The sequence below is a fragment of the Pseudomonas sp. R2-37-08W genome (assembly GCF_003851705.1).
In the GTDB taxonomy this organism is placed as follows: domain Bacteria; phylum Pseudomonadota; class Gammaproteobacteria; order Pseudomonadales; family Pseudomonadaceae; genus Aquipseudomonas.
In genome coordinates, this window is record NZ_CP027728.1 from 2398884 (window position 1) to 2419353 (window position 20470).

The 20470-nt window shown below is 60.7% G+C and carries 16 protein-coding genes and 2 pseudogenes; 5 read left to right on the forward strand and 13 right to left on the reverse strand.

All coding sequences use genetic code 11. The annotated features are described in order from the left end of the window. Nucleotides 1-320 precede the first annotated feature (320 nt). Nucleotides 321-1646 (forward strand): sigma-54 dependent transcriptional regulator, encoded by a 1326-nt coding sequence (locus tag C4J93_RS11275; RefSeq protein WP_124429335.1) that lies wholly within the window; start codon nucleotides 321-323, stop codon nucleotides 1644-1646. 226 nt (nucleotides 1647-1872) lie between these two features. Here C4J93_RS11275 and C4J93_RS11280 read toward each other — a convergent pair whose 3' ends face one another. The 8 genes from C4J93_RS11280 to C4J93_RS11315 form a co-directional block, all read right to left on the reverse strand. Continuing rightward, nucleotides 1873-3171, reverse strand: coding sequence for an autotransporter outer membrane beta-barrel domain-containing protein (locus C4J93_RS11280; RefSeq protein WP_124429336.1), 1299 nt, complete (start codon nucleotides 3169-3171; stop codon nucleotides 1873-1875). Between the two features lie 48 nt (nucleotides 3172-3219). Next, nucleotides 3220-3966, reverse strand: a complete 747-nt coding sequence (locus tag C4J93_RS11285) for a hypothetical protein (RefSeq protein WP_124429337.1) — start codon at nucleotides 3964-3966, stop codon at nucleotides 3220-3222. Between the two features lie 37 nt (nucleotides 3967-4003). Next, nucleotides 4004-4684 carry a C39 family peptidase gene (locus C4J93_RS11290; RefSeq protein ID WP_124366640.1) on the reverse strand — a complete coding sequence of 227 codons (681 nt, stop codon included), beginning with the start codon at nucleotides 4682-4684 and terminating at the stop codon, nucleotides 4004-4006. A gap of 61 nt (nucleotides 4685-4745) precedes the next feature. After that, the gene (locus C4J93_RS11295; RefSeq protein WP_124429338.1) at nucleotides 4746-5483 is read right to left on the reverse strand and encodes a hypothetical protein; all 738 of its coding nucleotides are present in this window, start codon (nucleotides 5481-5483) and stop codon (nucleotides 4746-4748) included. Nucleotides 5484-5551: 68 nt separating this feature from the next. Continuing rightward, nucleotides 5552-6100 carry an adhesin gene (locus C4J93_RS11300; protein WP_124362393.1) on the reverse strand — a complete coding sequence of 183 codons (549 nt, stop codon included), beginning with the start codon at nucleotides 6098-6100 and terminating at the stop codon, nucleotides 5552-5554. Continuing rightward, complete coding sequence (locus C4J93_RS11305) at nucleotides 6100-6549, reverse strand: hypothetical protein (RefSeq protein WP_124409562.1); 450 nt, start codon at nucleotides 6547-6549, stop codon at nucleotides 6100-6102. The genes C4J93_RS11300 and C4J93_RS11305 overlap by 1 nt, the downstream gene beginning before the upstream one ends. 292 nt (nucleotides 6550-6841) lie before the next feature. Continuing rightward, nucleotides 6842-7837 (reverse strand): FecR family protein, encoded by a 996-nt coding sequence (locus C4J93_RS11310; protein ID WP_124429339.1) that lies wholly within the window; start codon nucleotides 7835-7837, stop codon nucleotides 6842-6844. A gap of 137 nt (nucleotides 7838-7974) precedes the next feature. Continuing rightward, a complete protein-coding gene (locus C4J93_RS11315) occupies nucleotides 7975-13095 on the reverse strand; it encodes a dermonecrotic toxin domain-containing protein (RefSeq protein ID WP_124429340.1) in 5121 nt (1706 codons plus the stop codon). Nucleotides 13096-13274: 179 nt separating this feature from the next. Between C4J93_RS11315 and C4J93_RS11320 the strand changes: the two genes are divergently transcribed. After that, nucleotides 13275-14312 (forward strand): Ldh family oxidoreductase, encoded by a 1038-nt coding sequence (locus tag C4J93_RS11320; RefSeq protein WP_124429341.1) that lies wholly within the window; start codon nucleotides 13275-13277, stop codon nucleotides 14310-14312. A gap of 32 nt (nucleotides 14313-14344) precedes the next feature. Here C4J93_RS11320 and C4J93_RS11325 read toward each other — a convergent pair whose 3' ends face one another. Further along, nucleotides 14345-14665: a YqjD family protein gene (locus C4J93_RS11325; protein WP_124362397.1), complete on the reverse strand. Its 321-nt coding sequence runs from the start codon at nucleotides 14663-14665 to the stop codon at nucleotides 14345-14347. 162 nt (nucleotides 14666-14827) lie between these two features. Here C4J93_RS11325 and C4J93_RS11330 point away from each other — a divergent pair, with 162 nt between their 5' ends. Then, the gene (locus tag C4J93_RS11330) at nucleotides 14828-15082 is read left to right on the forward strand and encodes a hypothetical protein (protein WP_003190904.1); all 255 of its coding nucleotides are present in this window, start codon (nucleotides 14828-14830) and stop codon (nucleotides 15080-15082) included. Here C4J93_RS11330 and C4J93_RS11335 read toward each other — a convergent pair. Then, nucleotides 15075-15611, reverse strand: a pseudogene (locus tag C4J93_RS11335) (LysR substrate-binding domain-containing protein); the annotation flags it as partial. The gene C4J93_RS11330 and the pseudogene C4J93_RS11335 sit on opposite strands and share 8 nt — an antisense overlap. Before the next feature lie 2 nt (nucleotides 15612-15613). Between C4J93_RS11335 and C4J93_RS11340 the strand changes: the two are divergent. Continuing rightward, a pseudogene (locus tag C4J93_RS11340) lies at nucleotides 15614-15826 on the forward strand (carbon-nitrogen hydrolase family protein); the annotation flags it as partial. Between the two features lie 300 nt (nucleotides 15827-16126). Here C4J93_RS11340 and C4J93_RS11345 read toward each other — a convergent pair. Genes C4J93_RS11345 through C4J93_RS11355 form a run of 3 tightly spaced genes read right to left on the reverse strand, consistent with a single transcriptional unit; the run spans nucleotide 16127 to nucleotide 18588 of the window. Continuing rightward, nucleotides 16127-16678 carry a GNAT family N-acetyltransferase gene (locus C4J93_RS11345; RefSeq protein WP_124429342.1) on the reverse strand — a complete coding sequence of 184 codons (552 nt, stop codon included), beginning with the start codon at nucleotides 16676-16678 and terminating at the stop codon, nucleotides 16127-16129. Between the two features lie 5 nt (nucleotides 16679-16683). Continuing rightward, nucleotides 16684-17145 carry an LEA type 2 family protein gene (locus C4J93_RS11350; RefSeq protein WP_124429343.1) on the reverse strand — a complete coding sequence of 154 codons (462 nt, stop codon included), beginning with the start codon at nucleotides 17143-17145 and terminating at the stop codon, nucleotides 16684-16686. Between the two features lie 12 nt (nucleotides 17146-17157). Beyond that, on the reverse strand, nucleotides 17158-18588 hold the full coding sequence (locus tag C4J93_RS11355) for a nucleobase:cation symporter-2 family protein (protein ID WP_124429344.1): 1431 nt from the start codon (nucleotides 18586-18588) through the stop codon (nucleotides 17158-17160). Nucleotides 18589-18821: 233 nt separating this feature from the next. Between C4J93_RS11355 and C4J93_RS11360 the strand changes: the two genes are divergently transcribed. Continuing rightward, nucleotides 18822-20447 carry a methyl-accepting chemotaxis protein gene (locus C4J93_RS11360; RefSeq protein ID WP_124366649.1) on the forward strand — a complete coding sequence of 542 codons (1626 nt, stop codon included), beginning with the start codon at nucleotides 18822-18824 and terminating at the stop codon, nucleotides 20445-20447. Nucleotides 20448-20470 lie beyond the last annotated feature (23 nt).

Here is a 20470-nt window from a genome sequence, read left to right on the forward strand (position 1 = left end):
GGGTCGTCTCTCTATATGCCCATTCAAGTGAGTACCGGCGGTTGGGCTGACCGTGCGGTGGGTTACTTGTACTGATGCGCGATGGTGGGGTGCGGGTCACATGCTAGAGCAACAAATTTTAATGTTTCCTGACTAATGTCATGTAAGTCGCTGTTTTAAAAGCTCAACCCAGGCGTTAACAGTTCAAACATAGGTGGCGTTTTGCCCGCACTTATAGCGAATGGTTACAAAGGCTGCGTCAAAATTTTGCTAAGGTCCCTGTCAGTCATCACAAACAGTTGTTTCTAATAACGTTACTGTTCTGACGCCAAGGAATATTCATGATTGTGTCCCCCGTCCAACGCCGTTTGCTGGTGGTCGACCCGTGTGCGGATTGCCATGGATTGCTACCGGCCTTACGCACGGTCGGATGGGACGTGGACAGCTGTGCCCTGGAAGCGGTGGGGGATAGGTCCTGTGATGTCGGCCTGCTGCGGCTGCAGCCGTGTCATCTGGAACGCCCCGAAGCGGTCAAGGAGCTGATTGGCCGTAGCGGCACCGAGTGGATCGCGGTACTCAGCCAGGATGTATTGCGTCTGCAGAACGTCGGCGATTTCGTCTGCGAATGGTTCTTTGACTTCCACACCTTGCCGTTCGACGTATCGAGGGTGCAGGTCACCCTGGGACGCGCCTTCGGCATGGCGCGTCTGCGCGGCAAGGGCAACACCCCCGTGGGTGGGCCTGGGCATGAGCTGCTGGGCGACAGCCGGCCCATTCGTGAACTGCGCAAGTTGTTGTCGAAGTTGGCGCCCACTGAATCCCCGGTACTGATTCGGGGCGACAGCGGCACCGGCAAGGAACTGGTGGCCAAAACCCTGCACCGGCAATCGCAGCGGCGCGCCAAGCCGTTTGTGGCGATCAACTGTGGGGCGATACCTGAACACCTGATCCAATCCGAACTCTTCGGCCATGAAAAGGGGGCGTTCACCGGTGCGCACCAGCGCAAGGTCGGACGCATCGAGGCCGCCCACGGTGGCACGCTGTTCCTCGATGAAATCGGCGACCTGCCGATGGAACTGCAAGCCAATCTGTTGCGCTTTCTCCAGGAGAAACAGATCGAGCGCGTCGGCGGCAGCCATCCTATCCCGGTGGATGTGCGGGTGCTGGCGGCCACCCACGTAGACCTTGAGGCCGCCGTGGAAAAGGGCACTTTCCGCGAAGACCTGTATTACCGCCTGAACGTCCTGCAAGTGGTCACGGCACCCTTGCGCGACCGCCATGGTGACGTGGCGATGCTGGCCAATCACTTTTCGCGCTTCTATAGCCAGGAAACCGGCCGCCGCCCGCGCAGCTTCAGCGAAGATGCATTGGTGGCGATGGGGCAGCACCTGTGGCCAGGCAATGTACGTGAGTTGGCCAACCGCGTGCGCCGTGGCCTGGTGTTGGCCGAAGGGCGCCAGATCGAAGCGGTTGATCTGGGACTGCAAGGCGAGCAGGCGGCTTCACCGCCGATGGCGACACTGGAAGATTACAAACACCGCGCCGAACGTCAGGCGTTGTGTGATGTGCTCCATCGGCACAGCGATAACCTCAGCGTCGCCGCCCGCGTGCTGGGCATTTCGCGGCCGACGTTCTACCGGTTGTTGCATAAACACCAGATTCGCTAGGGCCATCGGGGGCAAGCCCTAATGCCAGTCAGTTAAGGCGACACCGAACCTGTGGCGAGGGAGCTTGCTCCCGCTGGACTGCGCAGCAGTCCCATTGTTTGGGGCCGCTTCGCGCCCCAGCGGGAGCAAGCTCCCTCGCCACAAGTTAATTCTCGCTCCTGCTACCTCTTAACTGACTGGCATTAGGGCAAGCCCCCTCCCACATTTAAAGGCGCACGGCTCTCGATCAGAAGTAATACGGGAATTTCAGGCTGAAGGTAAAGTCCGGCGCATCATCGGTCATCCCGATCGCCAGGTTCGGCACGATGGTCAGGTTATCCGATGCGGCAATCGTCATGCCCACGTTGAAGTAGCCGGCGTTGGCATCGCTGGAGACCACCGACTGCCAGTCGCCGCCGTCGGGCTTGAGTTTGCTTTTGCGCTGTATCAGGTCCGATACCGAGAACGACATACTCATCTTCTCGTTAAGCGCAAAGGCTACGCCGACGCCGAGCTGGAAGCTGTCACCCAGGCGCACCTTGCCGCCGACCTTTTGATTGACCTCACTGCTGATGTCATCGAATGAGTCTTCGAAGTTGTGGGTGTACGACAGCGAGCCGAACAGCACGGCAGGGTCGAAGGTCTTGACCAGGGAAATGCCCGGCGTGATCGACCAGACGCCGTTGCCCGTCGGCAGGCTTTCCGGTATGTACAGGTTGTCGTTGTTGGGCTGCTTGACCAGTTTGATGCCAAACGGCTCTTTACCCGTCGGCGCCTTCACCCGTACCGATACCACCGCATCCGGCAGGGTGGGGGTTTCATCGAGGAATTTGTACGCCACGCCAAAGTTGACGTCGCCGATGGTCGGGTCGCGGGTGACGGAACCTTCCGAGGTGGCCGTGGCATCGTTGCCGGCGCCGCCGGACTGATAGGTCGAATCGCGGTAGACCACCGGCACGTTGAGGTCGAACTGCCAGCGATTGTCGACGTTGTAGCGCCCGGTCAGGTCCAGGGTCCAACTGTCGGATTTGATCCGGTCCAGGTTGATGTTGCCGAGGAAGATCGAGTCCAGCGCGAGGAAGCCGTTGAGGGTCAGCTGGCGCGCGTCATAACGGGCATAGGTGACACCGGTTTCCAAGCTGAACTTGCCATTGCCGAAAAAGCCGCTGGCCTCGTTGTAGAGGTTGCTCACGCTTTGCGCCGGGGCGGAGTCGTCCTTGAGTGACTGGCCGTAGGAGCTGCCGCCGCCGGCACCACCCGATGCCGCAGCCGCGCCCGTGCCGGCGACCACGGTGCCGCCTTTCTTGAAGTCGGCGGGGGATTTGGCCAGGCGTCTGGGCGCTGGCGTCTGCGGTTGATCTTCCACCTGGCGCACGCGTTGTTCCAGCACGGCCAGGGCCTTTTGCTGCACGTCGTAGCGTTGCTTGAGTTCCAGGAGTTCCCGCTTGAGGGTCTCGATATCGGCATCCGGTGCGGCATACAGCACGGAGGCGGGCAAGAGCGTACTTAAACAGATCACCGCGCGGAGCGATATCGATCTATGCATGAAATAAGCCGTCCTTTTTGATGCGTAAGTGTCGAGGGTCAGCGTAGTTCAATAACCGAGCGTGCGTAGGCCTTTGAGTTGATCCAGGTTGCAGTTCAACGCGCCGTTGTTCAAACCGTTATTGTTCATCACGACGTTGAGTTGGGTCATGTTGTTGACGAAGTTGCTATTGCCGGTCAGCACCGTCCCTTGCAGCACATTCCCGCCGCCGATCTGCTGCAGGCTGTTGCCTTGGTTGTGGTTGGCCTGGATCGCCATCTGCAAGCCGCCATGGTTGGCCGACACGCTGACATGGCCTGCCGGGCTGTCGCCGCTGACGGTGCCGCCGGCCACCAATACCTGCCCGGACTGCACGATGTTGGCAGGGGCAAAGCCGTCCTGGGTGACGTTGATGCCCACCGTGTTGTGGGCGGTGTTGCCATCGCCAGCGGTGCGCACGCTCTGGATCACACCCTGGCCACTGCCAAGGCCCGCGCCGCCGACCACATTGCCGGCGCCGATGTCCTGGTTGCTCCCAGCCCCCGCCGAACCGGTGGTTTGTACGTAGAACTGCGGGGTGATGGTGGCCTTGTCGAGCTGCAGGCTGGCCTTGCCGGTGATGCTGTCGCCCACGGCATTGGTCCAGGTGCTGCTCATGACAATGCCGAAGCTGATGATTCGCCCCGGCATCACATAGCGGCCGCGCAGCTCGGCCATTTCCGAATCCTTGAGTTCGATCGGTTTGAAACCCGATGAAGCATAAGCGGGCATCGAGGCTGCCAGACACAAAACCGTCAGCCAACGGGAAGTGTTCATCTTTTGCTCCTGGAGCGTCCTGCTCCTTATTGCGCTTCTAGAAGAAGTCGCTCTGGATAAAACCGAAATCCATCAGCTCGGCGTCGCCTACGGGCCGGAACTCGTTCAACTGGTTCTTGGCGGTCAGCGGCGCAGGCGGGTCGAGCAACACGTTGGTCTTGTCGTAGCCTTCGCCCAATACGGCGAACACGATGCCATTCCAACCCTTGACGAAGTCATCCCGCGAATAGCGCTTATGGCCCAGCACCGGGTCGCCGATATACACCCAGTCCTTGTCGGCCCGCTGCATCACCACGAAGTGCTTGTAGCCACGGATTTCCAGCAACACCACCACCGGGATTTTCACGGTTATCAGGGTGTCTGGCGCGATCTTGTAGCCCCGGGCACGCATGCCGATGCTTTCGAGGTAGCGCTTCATGTCCAGCATGGAAAAACCCTGGGTACGCACCAGGTCCTGATCGGCGGTGAGCAGCATGCCTTTGATGAGGTGATCTTCGTCGACGTCCAGCCAATAGGCCTGGCGCAGGATGGTGGCGAGTGCCGCGGCACCGCAGCTGAAATCGGTTTTCTGTTCCACCAGGTTGGCGAACCGGCGTTCACGGATGCTCTCGACCTTCTTGAAAATCACCGCACCGCCAGGCATGGCGGAGATCGCCATGGTGCCTGCCCACGCAGGGCCGGTGAGTAACATCAGGAGGGTGAGGGTCGCGAGGCGCATGATCGAATGACCTGTTGGACACTGGAATAAAAAGGGGCCTTGTTGCCAAGGCCCCGTTGGATCAGAAGCGCACGCCACTGGCGCAGACGCTGCAACCTTGGCCGATCGACAGGCTGTTGCTGCCTTGGTTGCCGGCGCCGGATTGCAGGTTCACACCCACGTTGCCGGAGTTGCGGTTAACCGAATTGTCGAGGCTGGCGTTGTTGGACACGTATTGCGGTTTGCCATAGCCATGACTGCTGGTGGCGCTATTGAGGTAGCTGTTGTTGAGCGAGTTCTGCTCGGTGTTGGAAGCCGCTGCGATGTTCTTGCCGTCAGCGGTGGTGATTGCCAGGTTGTTTTTACCCTGGTTGCCTTGCCCGGCCTGGCCGTTGTAACCGACGTTACCGGAGTTGCCGTTGACGGAGTTGTCCAGGGAAGCGTTGTTTTGCGTGCCTTTGTTGACGAAGTTGTTGTTGCTGCTGCCTTGATCCACATCGATCACCGCGAACACCGTGGCAAAGTCGCCTTTGGCACTGGAGATGGCACCGGCGTTGTCAGCCTGGTTGCCGGAACCCGACTGCACGTTCACGCCCACGTTACCGCTGTTGCCGGTGACCGAACCGTCGGCAGAGGCGTTGTTTTCGGTGTTGGTGTCGTCGAATTTGCTGTGCTGGCTTTTTTGCACATCAGTGACCACAGCGGCAACAGTACCGGTAGGTTGAGGCGCCGGATGCCAGCCTCCCCCTGCTTGAGCGGCGGCAGCCATGAGTGCGGCGAGAGCGAAAACCATTGGTTTCAGAGCCATTTGAGGTTTCATGGTGTTTCTCCTTGCTTCTAATTAGTTGGGTTAAGTGTTGGTACGGTCCAGCCAGTGCTACCAAGCGTTCACTTGATAGTGATACCCAGGGTGTTAGCCACTCGGTTCCCCACCCCGGCACTCTGGTTCACCTGAATCACTCCTCGGCTGCCGGTGAAGGCCTGGTCGCTGGTCACGACCTGGCGGCTGCCAGTGGTGGGGGTGAGCCCTGAGTCGGTCAACTGCGTCGTGTTCTGTTGCAACAGGACGCTGTCATCGATGCTTTGCGGGCCAGGATTGAGACTGATCCGCACGGCGTTGATCGATTGGTTATTGGCCCCGGCCGACTGGTTGATGCCCAGCACGCCGTTGCCGTTGCTGAAAGAGGTGCCCAGGATCGCCGCCTTGGCGTTCAAGGACGGGTCGACGTTGCCGTCGAGTTTCTGGATGTTGAGGTTGGTGGCCTGGCCGCCGAGGACAATGGCGCGGCTGTTGGACATCTGTTGCTGGTTACCGGCCGCCTGGTTGATCGACAGCACGCCTTCGTACTGGTTACCGCTGCCTTGGATCACGGCGGTGTTGTCAGCCATCGTCGACGCACTGCCCAGCAGCGCCACCATCAGCACGAGGCGCTTCATCACTTGCCCCCCATCATGCTGCCGAGGTTATTCAAGGGGCTCATGCCGCGCTGGATCGAATCACTGATCTGCCCACCCATGCCGCTGCCCGCGCCGTGGCCGGCGGCTGCGCCGGTGCCCAGGGTCGACATGCCGTTTTGCGTGGCGCTCAAGCCCGCCTGATTAGCGCTGGGCTGGAGGGAACGCGCAAGGCTCGAACCGCTGCGAATACCGCCGATGTCCACATCGCTGAGTTCGCCGGAAATGGCGCTGTTCACTTCTTTGCTGGGGTTGGCGTTGGCGGTGTTGGGGTAGGGGTCCGGAAGCGAGGTGCGCCCGTACATATGACCTTGCACGGTGCGCCCTGTCACGATCACGCCATCACCCGCCTGGCTCGGCAGGCTGATGCCAGCACTGAGCACGCAACTGATCAGCAGTGCGTTTATCGAGGCATGAGTGAGTGCGTTCACGGCGGCAGTCCTTGTTATTCACGCTGACCCTAAACAGCGCTGTCAGGGAAAGAGCAGAAGGCGTGCCGCTTTTTATTTTTCTTCTGGATTCAGTGTATTGCGAGTTGCACTGGAGGATTGATCGGCTGGAGTGTTTCACGCGTGAGACAGTCGCCCTGCGGCGCGGTGTGCTCCGCCGCTCGCGCCAGTTGTATCACTGGTGAAACAGTGCCCATGACAAAATCGTGAATCCGCAGCCACTGGGCGATTCAGCGCAGTTGGGTGTTTCAAAAATGGACAGGTAGCCGCAGGCTCAGCCTTTGGGCGTTTTACGCGGAATGGAGTTGAGTACAGGGTTGCCATCCTGGTTCTGGGTCAGGTAGACCGGCAGCACCTTGGGCAGGGAAGGGATGAGGTTGTTGACCTCACTGAGGTTATAGATACCGCCAATGCGAATGGTCCCGGTGCTCGCGTCCGCCAGCATCGCGGGTTTGTCCAGGTAGCGGTTGATCAGCGGCAGGGCGTCGGCCAGGGCCAGGTTATCGAGCACCAGCTTGCCGGTGCGCCATGCCAGCGCGCTGTCATTGGGGTTGAAGGCCTGGACCTCGGGCGTGGTGTCGCCCTGATGATAGCTGGCCTGCATGCCCGGGCTCAGTTGTACGCAGGGGTGCAGGTTGTCACTGGCGATCTGCACCGAGCCTTCGAGCAGCATCACCCGGACCTTGTCTTCGTATTTCCACACGTTGAACTGAGTTCCGGTCACCCGCACCTGGCCTTCCCCTGCGCGCACGATGAAGGGGTGGGCGCTGTCATGGCTGACCTTGAAAAATGCTTCACCCTTTTTCAGCGTAACGCGTCGCTGGTCCTTGTAGTCGCTGTAGACCAGTTCGGTGCCCAGGTTCAATTCCACCTGGCTGCCATCGCCGAGGGTGATGTTGCGCAAACCGTTGACCGCTTCGAAACGCTTATAGGAACTGGGCAACCAGCCGGCTTCCCAGCCAGTGAACGCGGCCAGGGGTAGCGCGGCGAGGCAAATCGCGGCTGCGACCGCGTAGGTGCGCCAGCGCGAGCGCGGCTTGAACGGCAACACCAGCGGCGGTGCCGGGCTGCGGGGCAGGTGGTCGGCGACTTCCCAGATTTCCAGCATGGCGGCGTATTCGAAAGCGTGCAGCGGGTGCGCATCGTGCCATTGGGTAAAGGCTTGACGCTCCGCCGCCGTGCAGTCGCCCGCATGCATGCGCATGCACCAATGCGCGGCGGCGTCGGTGATGGCGTCATATTCGGCTTCTGTAAGGGACTTTTCGCTCATTAACTCATCCTGATTTCGCACATTCTAACCTCCCGAGGCGGACAGCGAGAACAGCCGTCATGGCAATTGCATATCAATTGGAACTTGTTCTCGTTTGGCGTGACCTGAAAATCAGCACATTCCCGCCGGGAGCCTGTTCAGGCTCCTATATCCAGCTCTCGGCCGAGTTCACTGATCATGTAAGTGACGGAGTCGGCATTGGCCAGGATCGTGTCGATACGTTTGTCGGCATTGCTCATGAAGATCGACCGGGCGTCATCCAGCGTTCGGCCACCGGTGGTGCTCAGTACCTTTGCCTTTTGCGCCGACGTGGCTTCACTGCTGCCGAAATCTTCCCATGCTTGACTGAAGTCGTCCCATGTCTTGAACAGCAGCCTGACCGGCGTCATGAGGGACAGCGCGTTTAAGCGCAGGTCCGAAAGGTCGGTCTGCATCAGCTTGGTACGCGGGGTGCTGACTTTGATCAGGTCTGGGAACGGCCGCATGCTGTCCAGGTAGGCCAGGTCCTCGGTCTGGGATTTGAGATGGGTTATCTCGTGAATCAATATGGTAGCTCGTGCATGGGCCGAGATGTCGAAGGGGATGTTCAGATGATTTTGATAGATGTCCATGGGCGGGTCGAAGAAGCGGTCCAGCAAATAGATCTTCTGGCCCGCATCCTTGGGAATCACGAAAGCAAAGGATTGTCGCGGATTGTAGCGATGGGTGCCGCAGACAAAACGCTCTGAGTCGGGGTTGATCAAGGTGTGGTTGGTCAACTCGTTGAGTACCTCATCGATGCGCCGCTCGATTCTTCCCACCTGATCGAGCGTCAATGTGACCACGCCGAACAACTCACCGAAAATCCGCCCGAGCCGGCTGAGGGGATCCAGGTGTGTCGCGTAGTGGAGGAGGTTGCGTTTACAGGTGACCGTGTAATAAGTCGCCACGTTGAGCGCTTCATCAATGCACTGCGCTTTCCAGCTGGATAACGCTGCAATTTGCCTCATCCCCACCGCTTCGATATTGATGGAGTCGCGTTCGGCTCCTCGCGTCTGAACCTTGTCTGAGAAGCGACTCAACGTTTTGCCGTAAAGTGGATGATGCCGGTCGAGGTCCAGCACCCATGCGCCCTGGGCGTCGCGTTGTATATAGGGGCCCCGCAGCTCGTCCTGGTTCAGGCGCCAACGCTCACCGGCACTTTTCACCGGGTACACCTTGCCCGCCAACGGCACGAAATGCCGGATGCCGGTCTTGTCCCGATAGAGGTGGGTTTGCGCGCTCAGCGCCAGATCGCGCAAGGCGATATCGTGCTGTTCAAAGGCTTGCAGCTCTGTGCGCCAGGGTGCCGTCAAATCCACCACATCCAGCTTCACGTCTGCCTTTGGGGCGGGCGTTTGCGGCAAGAGTTGGTCCAGGCCCTCGCGCAGGGAGGCTAATGCAGCCACGCCTCCGATGAAGGTTTTGAGCGCATGTTGCCAGCGGTATTGCTGCAAGTCTTCGGCGGAGGTTTTGAACAGTTTGTAGCTGCGCCACACCGCCAACGGGTAGGCCAGCTTGCCGGCCAGGAACTGCAGGCTTTTGGGGATTTCCTGGGTCAGCAGGCTGGTGACCGCATCCCATGCTGCCTGGCCTGATCGCGAGAACTGGGAGGCCAGCATTCCCAGGAGCATCTCGGCATTGTCTTCAAACAGCCGCTTGAGCAGGTTGCCGGTGATAGGCGTTGCCCCAAAACTGATCTCCGAGCGCTCATGGCGCGGTTTTTCGTTGAGCAAATTGCGGTAAGTGGCTTGCTCGGGCGCCTCCAACTGGCCGACTACCCAGTCCTGCAGCGCACCGGGCGTGGTCAACTCGTTGAGGAACGCCGCTTCATTGGCATATTCCTTCAAGCCATGTGTGGGGCTGTAGGGGGCGTACAGGATCAGGGGGCCCGAAGCGCCGGCCTTGGGACCGATCAAGTAGCAGCCCAACGCTTTGACCAGCGCCGCGCCTGGGGTGGCGAGCAGTTCGAGGGGCCGAATGATCGCCGTTACGCCCGCCACGGCGGCACGCGCCAGCGCGTCGGGCATATCGAAGACATGCCGGATGAAGCCCCAGGCCGACGCGGACAGCCGCTCATCCAGGGTTTGTTGATGGGCATAGTGCAGCAACTGCCAGGGCAATTGCCGACAGAACAATTGACGACGCTCGCGGCTATCTTCGGTCTGGCCTTTGAGGTCAGTGGTCAGCTGCTTCTGGAAGATGCTTTTCAAGTCCAGTTGTCGAACCAGTTGCACGATGGCATCGCCGTCCAGTCCCGCCGGTAGCTCGGTGGCTGTACGCGACAGTGGCTTGATGTCTTCGGCGTGCAGCTCGGGCAAGTGCCGCAGGGCGAAGTCGGTCAGGGTCTGCGCGCTGCCCTTCAAGTCGATACGACTCGGTATCAGTACGTTGTCCGGGTTGATCGATTGCCCTGGAAAGCGCTTATCGAGCAAGGTTGAAAGGGTGCTCCTGGCCGCGTCGCGCAGAGGCGTGATGCTGTGCAGGTAGTCACGCTCGTCCGGCGCGCTGATGCGGTATTGCTCGAGCAGTTCGGCGTGCAGGCGTTGCTCGCGGGGGCTTGCCATGCCCAGCCATACCGGCAGCGCTTGCAGGTTGATCAGGGCCCGCGCAATGGCAATGGACCGGGGCAGGTTGGTTGGTGGTGCCCGGCGGATGATGCTGTCCATGCAGTCCTGAAAGCGCTCTGCGTTCAATTTCATCGAGAATAAATGGTCTATCTCGTCTCGCGTGAAGTCGCTGTAGCTCTGTTGCCGGTCGTGCAGCAGGTGGTCATCGATACGCCGCAGTGGGCCGAGCTGCCAGGCCTGATGGGGGACACGCTTGGAGATCGGCAGGTTTTCCAGCAGGGTTAATCGCTTCAGGGGGTCTTGCAAGCGTTGCTCTACTGCTTGGCGCAGGGCCTTGATCGACCCATAGGCCTCGTAGCCGTTACGTGGCGTCCACAGCAGCGCCGTTCCTGAATGAATGGGGTCCGTGCCGCCACGTTCGGTCAGCACAAAACAGTTAGCCAGGGCCTGAGGCGTGCTCTGCGCGCCGGTTTTGAGGGTCAGGCCAAAGGCATCCGGTATGAACCCGTTCAGGCCGTGACGGGTCATCCGGGTCATGCTGTTGGCGTTCAGAACGCTGTCCAGCAGGGCGAGGCTTTGGGCCGGCAAACTCTTGTGCAGCCGTCTCAACTGCGCCTCACCGCTCAAACCCTGCAACATGCCCAGGCTCAGGTGCGCCTGGTTATTCTCCAGGAAGATAGTGGGCAGTGCGCGCAGGTCGTCACGTGAAAACGTGCCCAGGACTCGCTCGATGATTGAATTGAAGATGTCGATGGTCAGGTTGTTCAGCTTATAGGCGACTCCTGCATGGCGGTCGCCGTAAAACCAGGTCAGGGTGGACTCGCTCAGCGCATCGGTTTGCCGAACCAGACGCGCAATGAAGTGCTCGACCATGCTCGATGAGGCCTCGGGCGTGCGGATTTCGCGCTCCAGGGCCTGGGTGGGGTAGGTATTGATATGAACTTCGTCGGCCTTCAGCTCCAATTGTCGCTTGGCCAACTCGGCGTCCAGTGCATGGGCCGCCAGTTCGCGCAAGGTCGGATGCCGGCTGCGCTCCTCGGCCATTGCCGCCTCTATCGCTTGCAATCGCTGCAGGTGCAGCTTGGACTTTTCCGCCTGGAGCGTGGTGGGGCGGCCACTGTCAGTGGTGATGGGATGGACGCTCCAGCGCCCGTCCGTCTCCTGCTCCAGCAAACGGCTGTCGAGCATGGTCCGTACGTCCAGGGCACTTTCGACTTGTGCGGCCAGGTCGACGCCGCCCGCGCTGCGCCGAAACAGCCCCAGGGCCGTTTCCAGGTTGTCGAATTGCTTGGCGATGATGTCCTCGATGATTTCCTGGAACACCTCGCCAGCGACGGGCTTGCCGGTTACCTGAATATGATCCATGCCGACAAACACACTGCGCTCATCCACGGATAGGAAATTGAGCAGCTCATCTTCGTGCCCTGCGGTTTTTAGCATGCTCAACAGGGCATCGTTAAGGTCGTTCAGGTCTGCGAGTACCTGCAAACCCCGTGATTGGGTGTAGAGGTAAGCCTGGGAATTGCTGATCATCAGGGTGCTGGCCAGATCGACGTAATGTTGAAACGGCGCATGTATGCGCACCTTTTCTACGCTCAGCCGACTGTCGGAGGCGGTACGCGCGGCTTGGTCGGGAAGGAACAGCGTCCTCAGTTTTTGACTTTGATCGGCGGACAGAATCATTTCCTGTTGCTTGAACAGCAGGTCAACGCGGCATTTGTCACTGATAACCCGGCTGAAAAAGCGTCGGCGTGACTGGCGGCCGTTGAAGTCCTCGTTCCAGTAGGTCTGCAACAGGCTGTTCAATAACGTTGAAAGTATGCCGCTGGTTTGTTCGATCACGCTGTCCCAACGCTGCTGGTCTTGAGCCTGTTGCTCCGGGGTATGGGTGGCGGTGTCGAGACCGATATTGGAAAAAGTATGCGTCTGGTCCGTCGGCCACGCGTGATTCACATAAAAACGCAACAGCGCATCGCGCAGGGGCTCGGAGGTGACCCATCGACGGTCTTCTGCGGGCGACTCTCGGCTGAAGAAGCTCACCCGTGTATCGCGCTGGTTCAGGCCCGGGAAATAGGGGCGGGCCATGATGCCGAGCAAGGTGTCGAGCATCCCGTGCAGGCTTGGGAGTTTGCGCAACTCGTCGAGCATGACTGCTACGTTTTTCTGCTGGCCGTCCAGGATGGCTTGCTGCTGGTCCTCCATCACCGCACCCTGGATGACGGAGGTGGTCGCGGTCAGGCGCACCGCCAGCGGCAGCGCATCCTGCTCGTCGATAGACAAAAAGCGCAGCAAATCGCTGCGTTGTGCAGGTTGCCTCAGCCGCTCGTCCACTTCATTGAGCAGGGCGGTGTGGCTGTCGAACAGCTCCAGCCCACCGTACGGGGTGTAGAGCACGGCCTTTGCCTCGTCCGGCGTCGGGCTGATGACAAAGGCGCCTGCCAGTGGGGTGGGGTGTGTGCCGGTGGGGTTGATCAGCAACCTTTCCACCAGCATGGGGTACTCGTTTAAGGTCGTGTCCCTGCGTGCCGTGTCAGTGGCGTAGTACAGCGTGTGCAGCCAATTCAGATCTTTCACCGTGAAGCCCAGCGCACGCTCCCGTGGCGTGGGCTCCTTGCGGCTGACAGGATGCAGGAATTCATCGAAAAAGTAGGGCACGGTCACATTCGCCATCCGGCATTCTCCATTGTTGCGCGGTTATGAACCGTCAACGTAGAGGGCGGCGGCGGGCGTGCTGCGGTAGATAACTGGCTCAGACGTCAAGCGCCCGTTGACAGCAGGCACGGGAGGCGTTGTTTAATCGTCGGTCTGGATTCTTGTTGTCTCTTCCAATTATAAAATCGGAGCTACAGATGTCTGCCCAGTCCCCGATAGTTGACAACGCGACAGCGCTCATCGGTTTCAACGACCTGGTGGGGTTGCTGCAGGCGGTGTTCGTGAAGCACGGTACGTCGCCGCAAGTGGCTGCGATCCTGGCGCACAATTGCGCCAGCGCCGAGCGCGACGGCGCCCATAGCCATGGCATTTTCCGCATCCCCGGTTACCTCAGTACCCTCGCCAGCGGCTGGGTGGACGGCCAGGCGCAGCCGGTAGTGACGGATGTGGCCAGCGGTTTCGTGCGGGTAGACGCCTGCAATGGGTTTGCCCAACCGGCCTTGGCTGCCGCTCGGCCATTGCTGGTGGCCAAGGCCCGCAGCGCCGGGATCGCGTTGCTGGCGATCCACAACTCCCACCATTTCGCCGCGCTGTGGCCAGACGTCGAGCCTTTTGCCGACGAGGGCCTGGTGGCCTTGAGCGTGGTCAACAGCATGACCTGCGTGGTGCCCCACGGCGCCGACCGCCCGTTGTTCGGCACCAACCCCATTGCCTTTGCCGCGCCGCGCGCCGACGGCCCGCCGATCGTGTTCGACCTGGCCACCAGCGCCATCGCCCATGGCGACGTGCAGATCGCCGCGCGCAAGGGCGAACGCTTGCCTCCGGGCATGGGCGTGGACAGCCTGGGCCAGCCGACCCAGGACCCGAAAGCCATTCTGGAAGGCGGCGCGCTGTTGCCGTTTGGCGGGCACAAGGGCTCGGCGCTGTCGATGATGGTCGAGTTGCTGGCGGCCGCGTTAACGGGCGGTCATTTTTCGTTCGAATTCAGTTGGGCTGATCATCCGGGGGCGCGTACGCCGTGGACAGGCCAGCTGCTGATCGTGATCGACCCGAGCAAGACTGCCGGGCAAAGCTTTGCGGTGCGCAGCCAGGAACTGGTGCGGCAGATGCATGCGGCGGGGTTGCGGCGGTTGCCGGGGGATCGGCGGCATCGCGCACGGGCGAAGTCGCAGGAAACGGGGATTGAACTTGAGGTACAGGACCTGCAGCAGCTGCAAGCGTTGGCTGCGGTTTGAAGGGGCTGCGCCCTGGGCGCAGCCCCTACTTATCAGTGACGGCGACCGAGCAGCAGGCCTACCACCAGGCCAAAGCCTGCGGAAATCGCCACGGTCTGCCAGGGGTGACCACCGATATAGGTTTCGGTGGCATCGACTACCGGCTTGCTGCGCTCACGGACGTTGGACACTGAGTCCAGGGCTTGCTTGAGTTTGATGGCGACCTGCTCGCGCAGGGTTTCGCCTTCCTCACCCACCAGTGATGCACTGCTCTTGAGCAGTTTGTCGGATTCTTCAATCAGCGAAGTCAGTTCGCTGAAGGCTTGATCCTTGATTTGATCTTCGACGGATTGAGCGGCGGTTTTGCGGGCCATGTGTGACTCCTTGCAAGTGTAGGTGACAGTGAACAATGGAGTATCGGGCGCTGGCAAAAGTTGCAGTTATTTTGCGGGCTGCCCATTTGCGGCAAAATCGAAATCGGGTCTTTTCGACCTACAGTGTAAGATGTCACCTATTTGTGCAGCAGGTAATTCAACATGAGCTTCAATCTCGCCAACAAGACCCTCGCCGAACGCGCCGAGCTGGAAGATGAAAAGTCGCGTCTCTACGACCTGTGGCAAACCAACCTGGGCAAGGCCAAGGGCGAAGCCGCGCGCTTGTTCGGCGAGCGCGCCAAGCGCAAGGGCAAATGGGCCGAGTGGGTGCGCGCGGAACTGGACGGCATGTCGCCGCCGGAGTTTTCCAACATGGTGCGCAGCGAAGTCAACAAGCTGATGGCCGCGGCTAAATAAAGCACGCCTCGATCGCCTCGCGAACCTTCAACAGCAAGGGGTCGAGCTGGGCCTGGGTGCGCCAGCCCAGCTCGACCGGATAGCGGGGCAACGCCAGTGGGCAGGGCAGTACGCCCAAGCCGGTCAGGCGGGCGATGGCCTCGGCGGCATGCCCAGGGACCGTCGCCACCGCCGCGCTGCCCTTGAGCAGAAACGCCAAGGCGGCAAAGTGGCTGGTGGACGCGCACACCTGGCGGCTCAAGCCGTGCGCCGCCAAGCCTTCATCGGTAATGCCGATAAACCCACCCGACGACACAAGCACATGTTCGCGCGCGACGAACTCCGTCAGGTCGAGCTGTTGCTGGCCGGACGCCAGGCTGTCCGGATCCACCAGGCAGCGATAGTCACCTTCCCCGAGCACTTGCCGACTCAGGCGCCGCTCGGCAAACCCGCCGGCGGTGATCGCCAAGTCCAGGCTGCGGTCGAGCAGGGCGTCGGCGACGATCTGGCTGTGGGGCTGGCGAAAGATCACCCGCAGCTTCGGCAGACGCTGCCGCAGGCAGCGTGATTGTCGGGCCGATGGGAGACATTCTGGCCGGGCCGCTGGTGGGTGAGGCGGGCCTGCTGACAGCGCGGATCGATACCGATGAGTTGGTGCGGGCCAGGTATGACTATGACGTGGTGGGGCACTACGCCAGGCCGGATATTTTTGAGTTGACGGTGGACGAGCGCGCCAGGCCGGGCGTGCGCTATATCGCTGACTAAACGCGATTAAACATGTGGGAGGGGGGCTTGCTCCCGATAGCAGTGGGTCAGTCTGAGCATCTTTGACTGAAACACCGCTATCGGGGGCAAGCCCCCTCCCACATTTGGATCTCTGGCGTTTGGGCGATTTATAGGTGGGCCATGGCCAGTTGCACAGCATTACCTCAGTAGGTTGATGGCTACCTGATGTATGAGGGGCAAAATGTGGGAGGGGGCTTGCTCCCGATGGCGGTGGTTCAGTCACCTGACCCAGTAACTGACAGGCCGCCATCGGGAGCAAGCCCCTCCCACATTTGATCTTTATCGTTTGAGAGATTTGGATTCCAACCACTCTTTACGGCTCATTTCCCAAATGTCCCGTGGGAAAGTGCCTGCAACAAATTCGCCCTCATCCGTCTTGATCAAACGCATGCCGGTGCGCTCTGAAATCCGCCGTGACCCCAGGTTCGGCGCAGCCTTGGGCACACGTAACACGGGGCGCTGGAGCACGCCAAACCAATAGTCGGTCACGGCGGCACTGGCTTCGGGCATCAACCCTTGCCGATGCCACTGCGGCCCCAGCCAGAATCCGCGATTGTTGTCCGCTTCATCCATCAGGCTGACATTGCCAATCAACTGTTCAGGCGCGGTTTTAAGACGGATCGACCAGTGCCATTCCTCACCCCGGAGCATGGCGGGCAGGGCCACGTGTTGCAGATAGGTGCGTGCGCCATCCGCCGGATAAGGCCATGGCACCTGCGCGTTGAGGTAGCGCACCACCTCCCAGTGGGGAAATTGCTGCTGGATCGCCTCGGCATCTTCAAGCACCAGCGGGCGCAGAATCAGGCGTTCGGTGAAGAATGTCGGTTGCATGCCCTTCACCAGGTCGCCGTATTCGGCAAATCCAACGTGCCCCGCTCGACAAAGCGCATCGTGCCGAACAGTCCACCCGCCAGTTTGCCCCGCAGTACATAGGGCAGGTTGTTCAAGCTCTGGGTCTGGCTCAAGCCCAAAGTCTGGCGCAATACGGTGAACGCCGAAACGCTGACCGGCACCATCAGCACGGCTTCGGAGAAGCGCGGGATGCTGCCGGCCTGGTCGCTGACGCCCGAGGCCAGTGGGCGGCCGTTGACCTCCAGGTCCAGGGCCACGCCGTTGTAGTCGATTGGCGTTTCATTGGGGTTCTGCACCCGCAGCTTCACGGCGAAGCGTACTTCCAGGTCCTGGCTTTGCATGGGTTCGATGCCGACCACGTTGATGTTGACCGGATCGCGATTGGGGAATAGCGCGCAGGCGCTCAAGGTCAGTAGCAACAGCGATAGAACCATGAGCTTGCGCATACAAAGGTGCTCCTAGTGTTTGGTGACGTCCGGGTCCTGCATGACCTTGAGGGTAGAGGACTCCGGATCGAATTCGTCTTCTTGCAGCTCTATGAACTCTTCCGGCAGGAAAATGTTCAGCAAGATTGCACAGAACGCCCCCACGGTGATCGGTGATTCGAAAATGTTGTGCAGCGCCGTGGGCAGGTCGCGCAGCACTTCCGGCACGGCGGCCACACCCAGGCCCATCCCCAGGGAAATCGCCACGATCAGCACATTGCGTCGGTGCAGCCCGGCTTCGGCGAGGATCTTGATGCCGGCCACGGCCACGGTGCCGAACATGATCAGGGTCGCGCCGCCCAGCACCGGCTTGGGCATCAATTGCAACACCGCGCCGATCATCGGGAACAGTCCCAGCAGTACCAGCAGGCCGGCGATGAAGTACGCCACGTAGCGGCTGGCGACGCCGGTCAGTTGGATCACGCCGTTGTTCTGGGCGAACGTCACCATCGGCAGGCTATTGAAGGTGGCCGCCATGGCCGAGTTGAGCCCGTCGGCCAGCAGGCCGGACTTGATGCGCTTGATGTACAGCGGGCCCTTGACCGGCTGCTGGGAAATCATCGAGTTGGCCGTCAGATCCCCGGCGGCCTCCAGCGGCGAAATCAGGAAGATCACCGCCACCGGGATAAACGCCACCCAGTCGAACGAAAACCCGTACTTGAACGGCACCGGCACGCTGATCAAGGGCACCTGGGGCAGAGCGGTCATGTCCACCCGGCCCAGCCACCACGCCACCACAAAGCCCAGGGTCAGGCCGATCACGATCGAGCCCAGGCGCAGGAACGGGTTGTCGAAGCGATTGAGCACCACGATGGTCAGCAGCACCAGCGCCGCCAGGCCCATGTTGCTGGCGGCGCCCAGGTCGCCCGCACCAAAGCCGCCGGCCATGTCGGTGACCGCTACCTTGATCAGCGACAAGCCCATCAAGGTGATGATGGTGCCGGTGACCACCGGGGTAATCAGCTTGCGCAGCTTGCCGATGAACTGGCTGAGCACCACTTCGATGAAGGCTGCAAAAAAACAGATGCCAAAGATCGTCGAAAGAATCTCATCGGTGCCGCCGCCGCGGGCCTTGACCATGAAGCCGGCACTCAGGATCACACTGATAAAGGAAAAACTGGTGCCTTGCAGGCATAACAGCCCGGAGCCGACGGGGCCGAAGGTACGTGCCTGTACGAAAGTGCCGAGCCCCGAGACAAACAGCGCCATGCTCACCAGATAAGGCACTTCGCTTTCCAGGCCCAGCACGCCACCGACGATCAGGGTCGGCGTGATAATGCGGACGAAGCTCGCCAGCACATGCTGCAAGGCGGCAAATATCGCCGCCGTGAAGTGCGGACGGTCTTCCAGGCCGTAGATCAGGTCGGATTTATAGCGCGGGCGGGGGGCTTGAGCGTCAGACAAAATGAGGGCTCGGGTCAGAAAAGGGAGGCGCAGGATGCCAGAAACGGCCAGTCGTCAGAAGTGTAATAAATTATTTATAAAGCGCCTGCATAAAACGTCGACATCAGCCGATACCCCGTATAGGCCAACCTATCCATTACACCAGGGGTGGCCAAGGTCTGGGTAGCGCGTTGGCGCTGACGGATCGATTCGCGGCAGGTCGCTGGCGAACATCACTTCTGAGAGCCCCCCTTATGTCCCTGCGTCATCTGAATATTGCCCCTCGCGCATTTCTCGGATTTGCCTTCATTGCAGTGCTGGTGGTCATTTTGGGGGTGTTTGCGGTCAACCGCATGACCCTGATGCGCCAGGCTTCGCTGGACATGAGCACCAATCAGCTGCCCAGTGTGACGTACCTGGGGCATATGACGGAAAACGTGTTGCGCATGCGCATCCTGTCCTTTCGCGTGTTGGTCAACCGTGAGCCGGCGGCCCTGCAGGAAGCTGAAGCCCGCATCGGCGTGTTGGTGGACAAGGTCAGGGTCGCGCAGACCCATTACGCCGCGTTGCCGGCAAATGTCGAGGAGGCGGTGTTGTATAAGGCATTCGCCACTACCTTGGACAACTACGTCAAGGCCCAGGCCGACATGATTGCCCTGTCCAGGCAAGACAAGGTCGATGAAATGCGCGCCCTGATCAACAGCCGTATCAAGGAAGGCACCGACCAGATGGGCGAGCAGTTGAATAAACTGATCGCCCTCAACGCCGCCGGCGCCAAGGCTGCCGATACCCAGGCAGAGCACAGTTACGAAGGCGCCATTACCGGCGTCATCGTGGTGTCGGTCGCCGCTGCGTTGCTGACGGTGTTGCTGGCCTGGCTGCTGACCCGCAGCATCGTCACGCCGTTGCGCAAGGCCGTGCAAGCGGCTGAAAGCATCGCCGGCGGCAACCTGACGACAACCATCGAGGACGACGGCAAGGACGAACCGGCGCGCCTGATCAGTGCCTTGTCGACCATGCAGGCCAACCTGCGCCAGACCATCCAGCACATTGCAGGCTCGGCCACGCAGCTTGGGTCGGCTGCCGAAGAATTGAGCGCAGTCACCGAAGAAGCCTCCCGTGGCTTGCAACAGCAGAACAATGAAATCGACCAGGCGGCCACGGCGGTCAATGAGATGACTGCAGCCGTGGAAGAGGTGGCGCGCAATGCGGTGTCCACCTCCGAAGCGTCCGGCCAGTCCAACCAGGCGGCGCGGGAAGGCCGCGACCGGGTGGTGGAGACGGTCGGGGCAATCCAGACCATGACCCAGGATGTGCAGAACACGGCGGCGATGATCGAAGGGCTGGCAGCGCAAGGGCGTGACATCGGCAAGGTACTGGACGTGATCCGTGCGATTGCCGAGCAGACCAATCTGTTGGCGCTCAACGCCGCGATCGAAGCGGCGCGTGCCGGTGAAGCCGGGCGTGGCTTCGCGGTGGTGGCCGACGAAGTGCGGGCGCTGGCCCATCGCACCGCGCAGTCCACCCAGGAAATCGAGAAAATGGTCGCCGGCATCCAGAACGGCACCGGTGAAGCCGTGCAATCCATGCAGCAGAGCAACCAGCGCACCCAACACACCCTGGAACTGGCCCGCGCCGCTGGCGTGGCGCTGGAGCAGATCACCCAGTCGATCAGCCTGATCAACGAACGCAACCTGGTGATCGCCAGCGCCTCGGAAGAGCAGGCTCAGGTGTCGCGCGAAGTGGACCGCAATCTGGTGAATATCCGTGACCTGGCGACCCAGTCGGCAGCGGGCGCCAACCAGACCAGCGCGGCCAGCCATGAGCTGTCGCGGTTGGCGGTAGATTTGAATGGGATGGTGGCGAAGTTCGTTATCTGACCATTTGAAATGCAGGCAAAAGG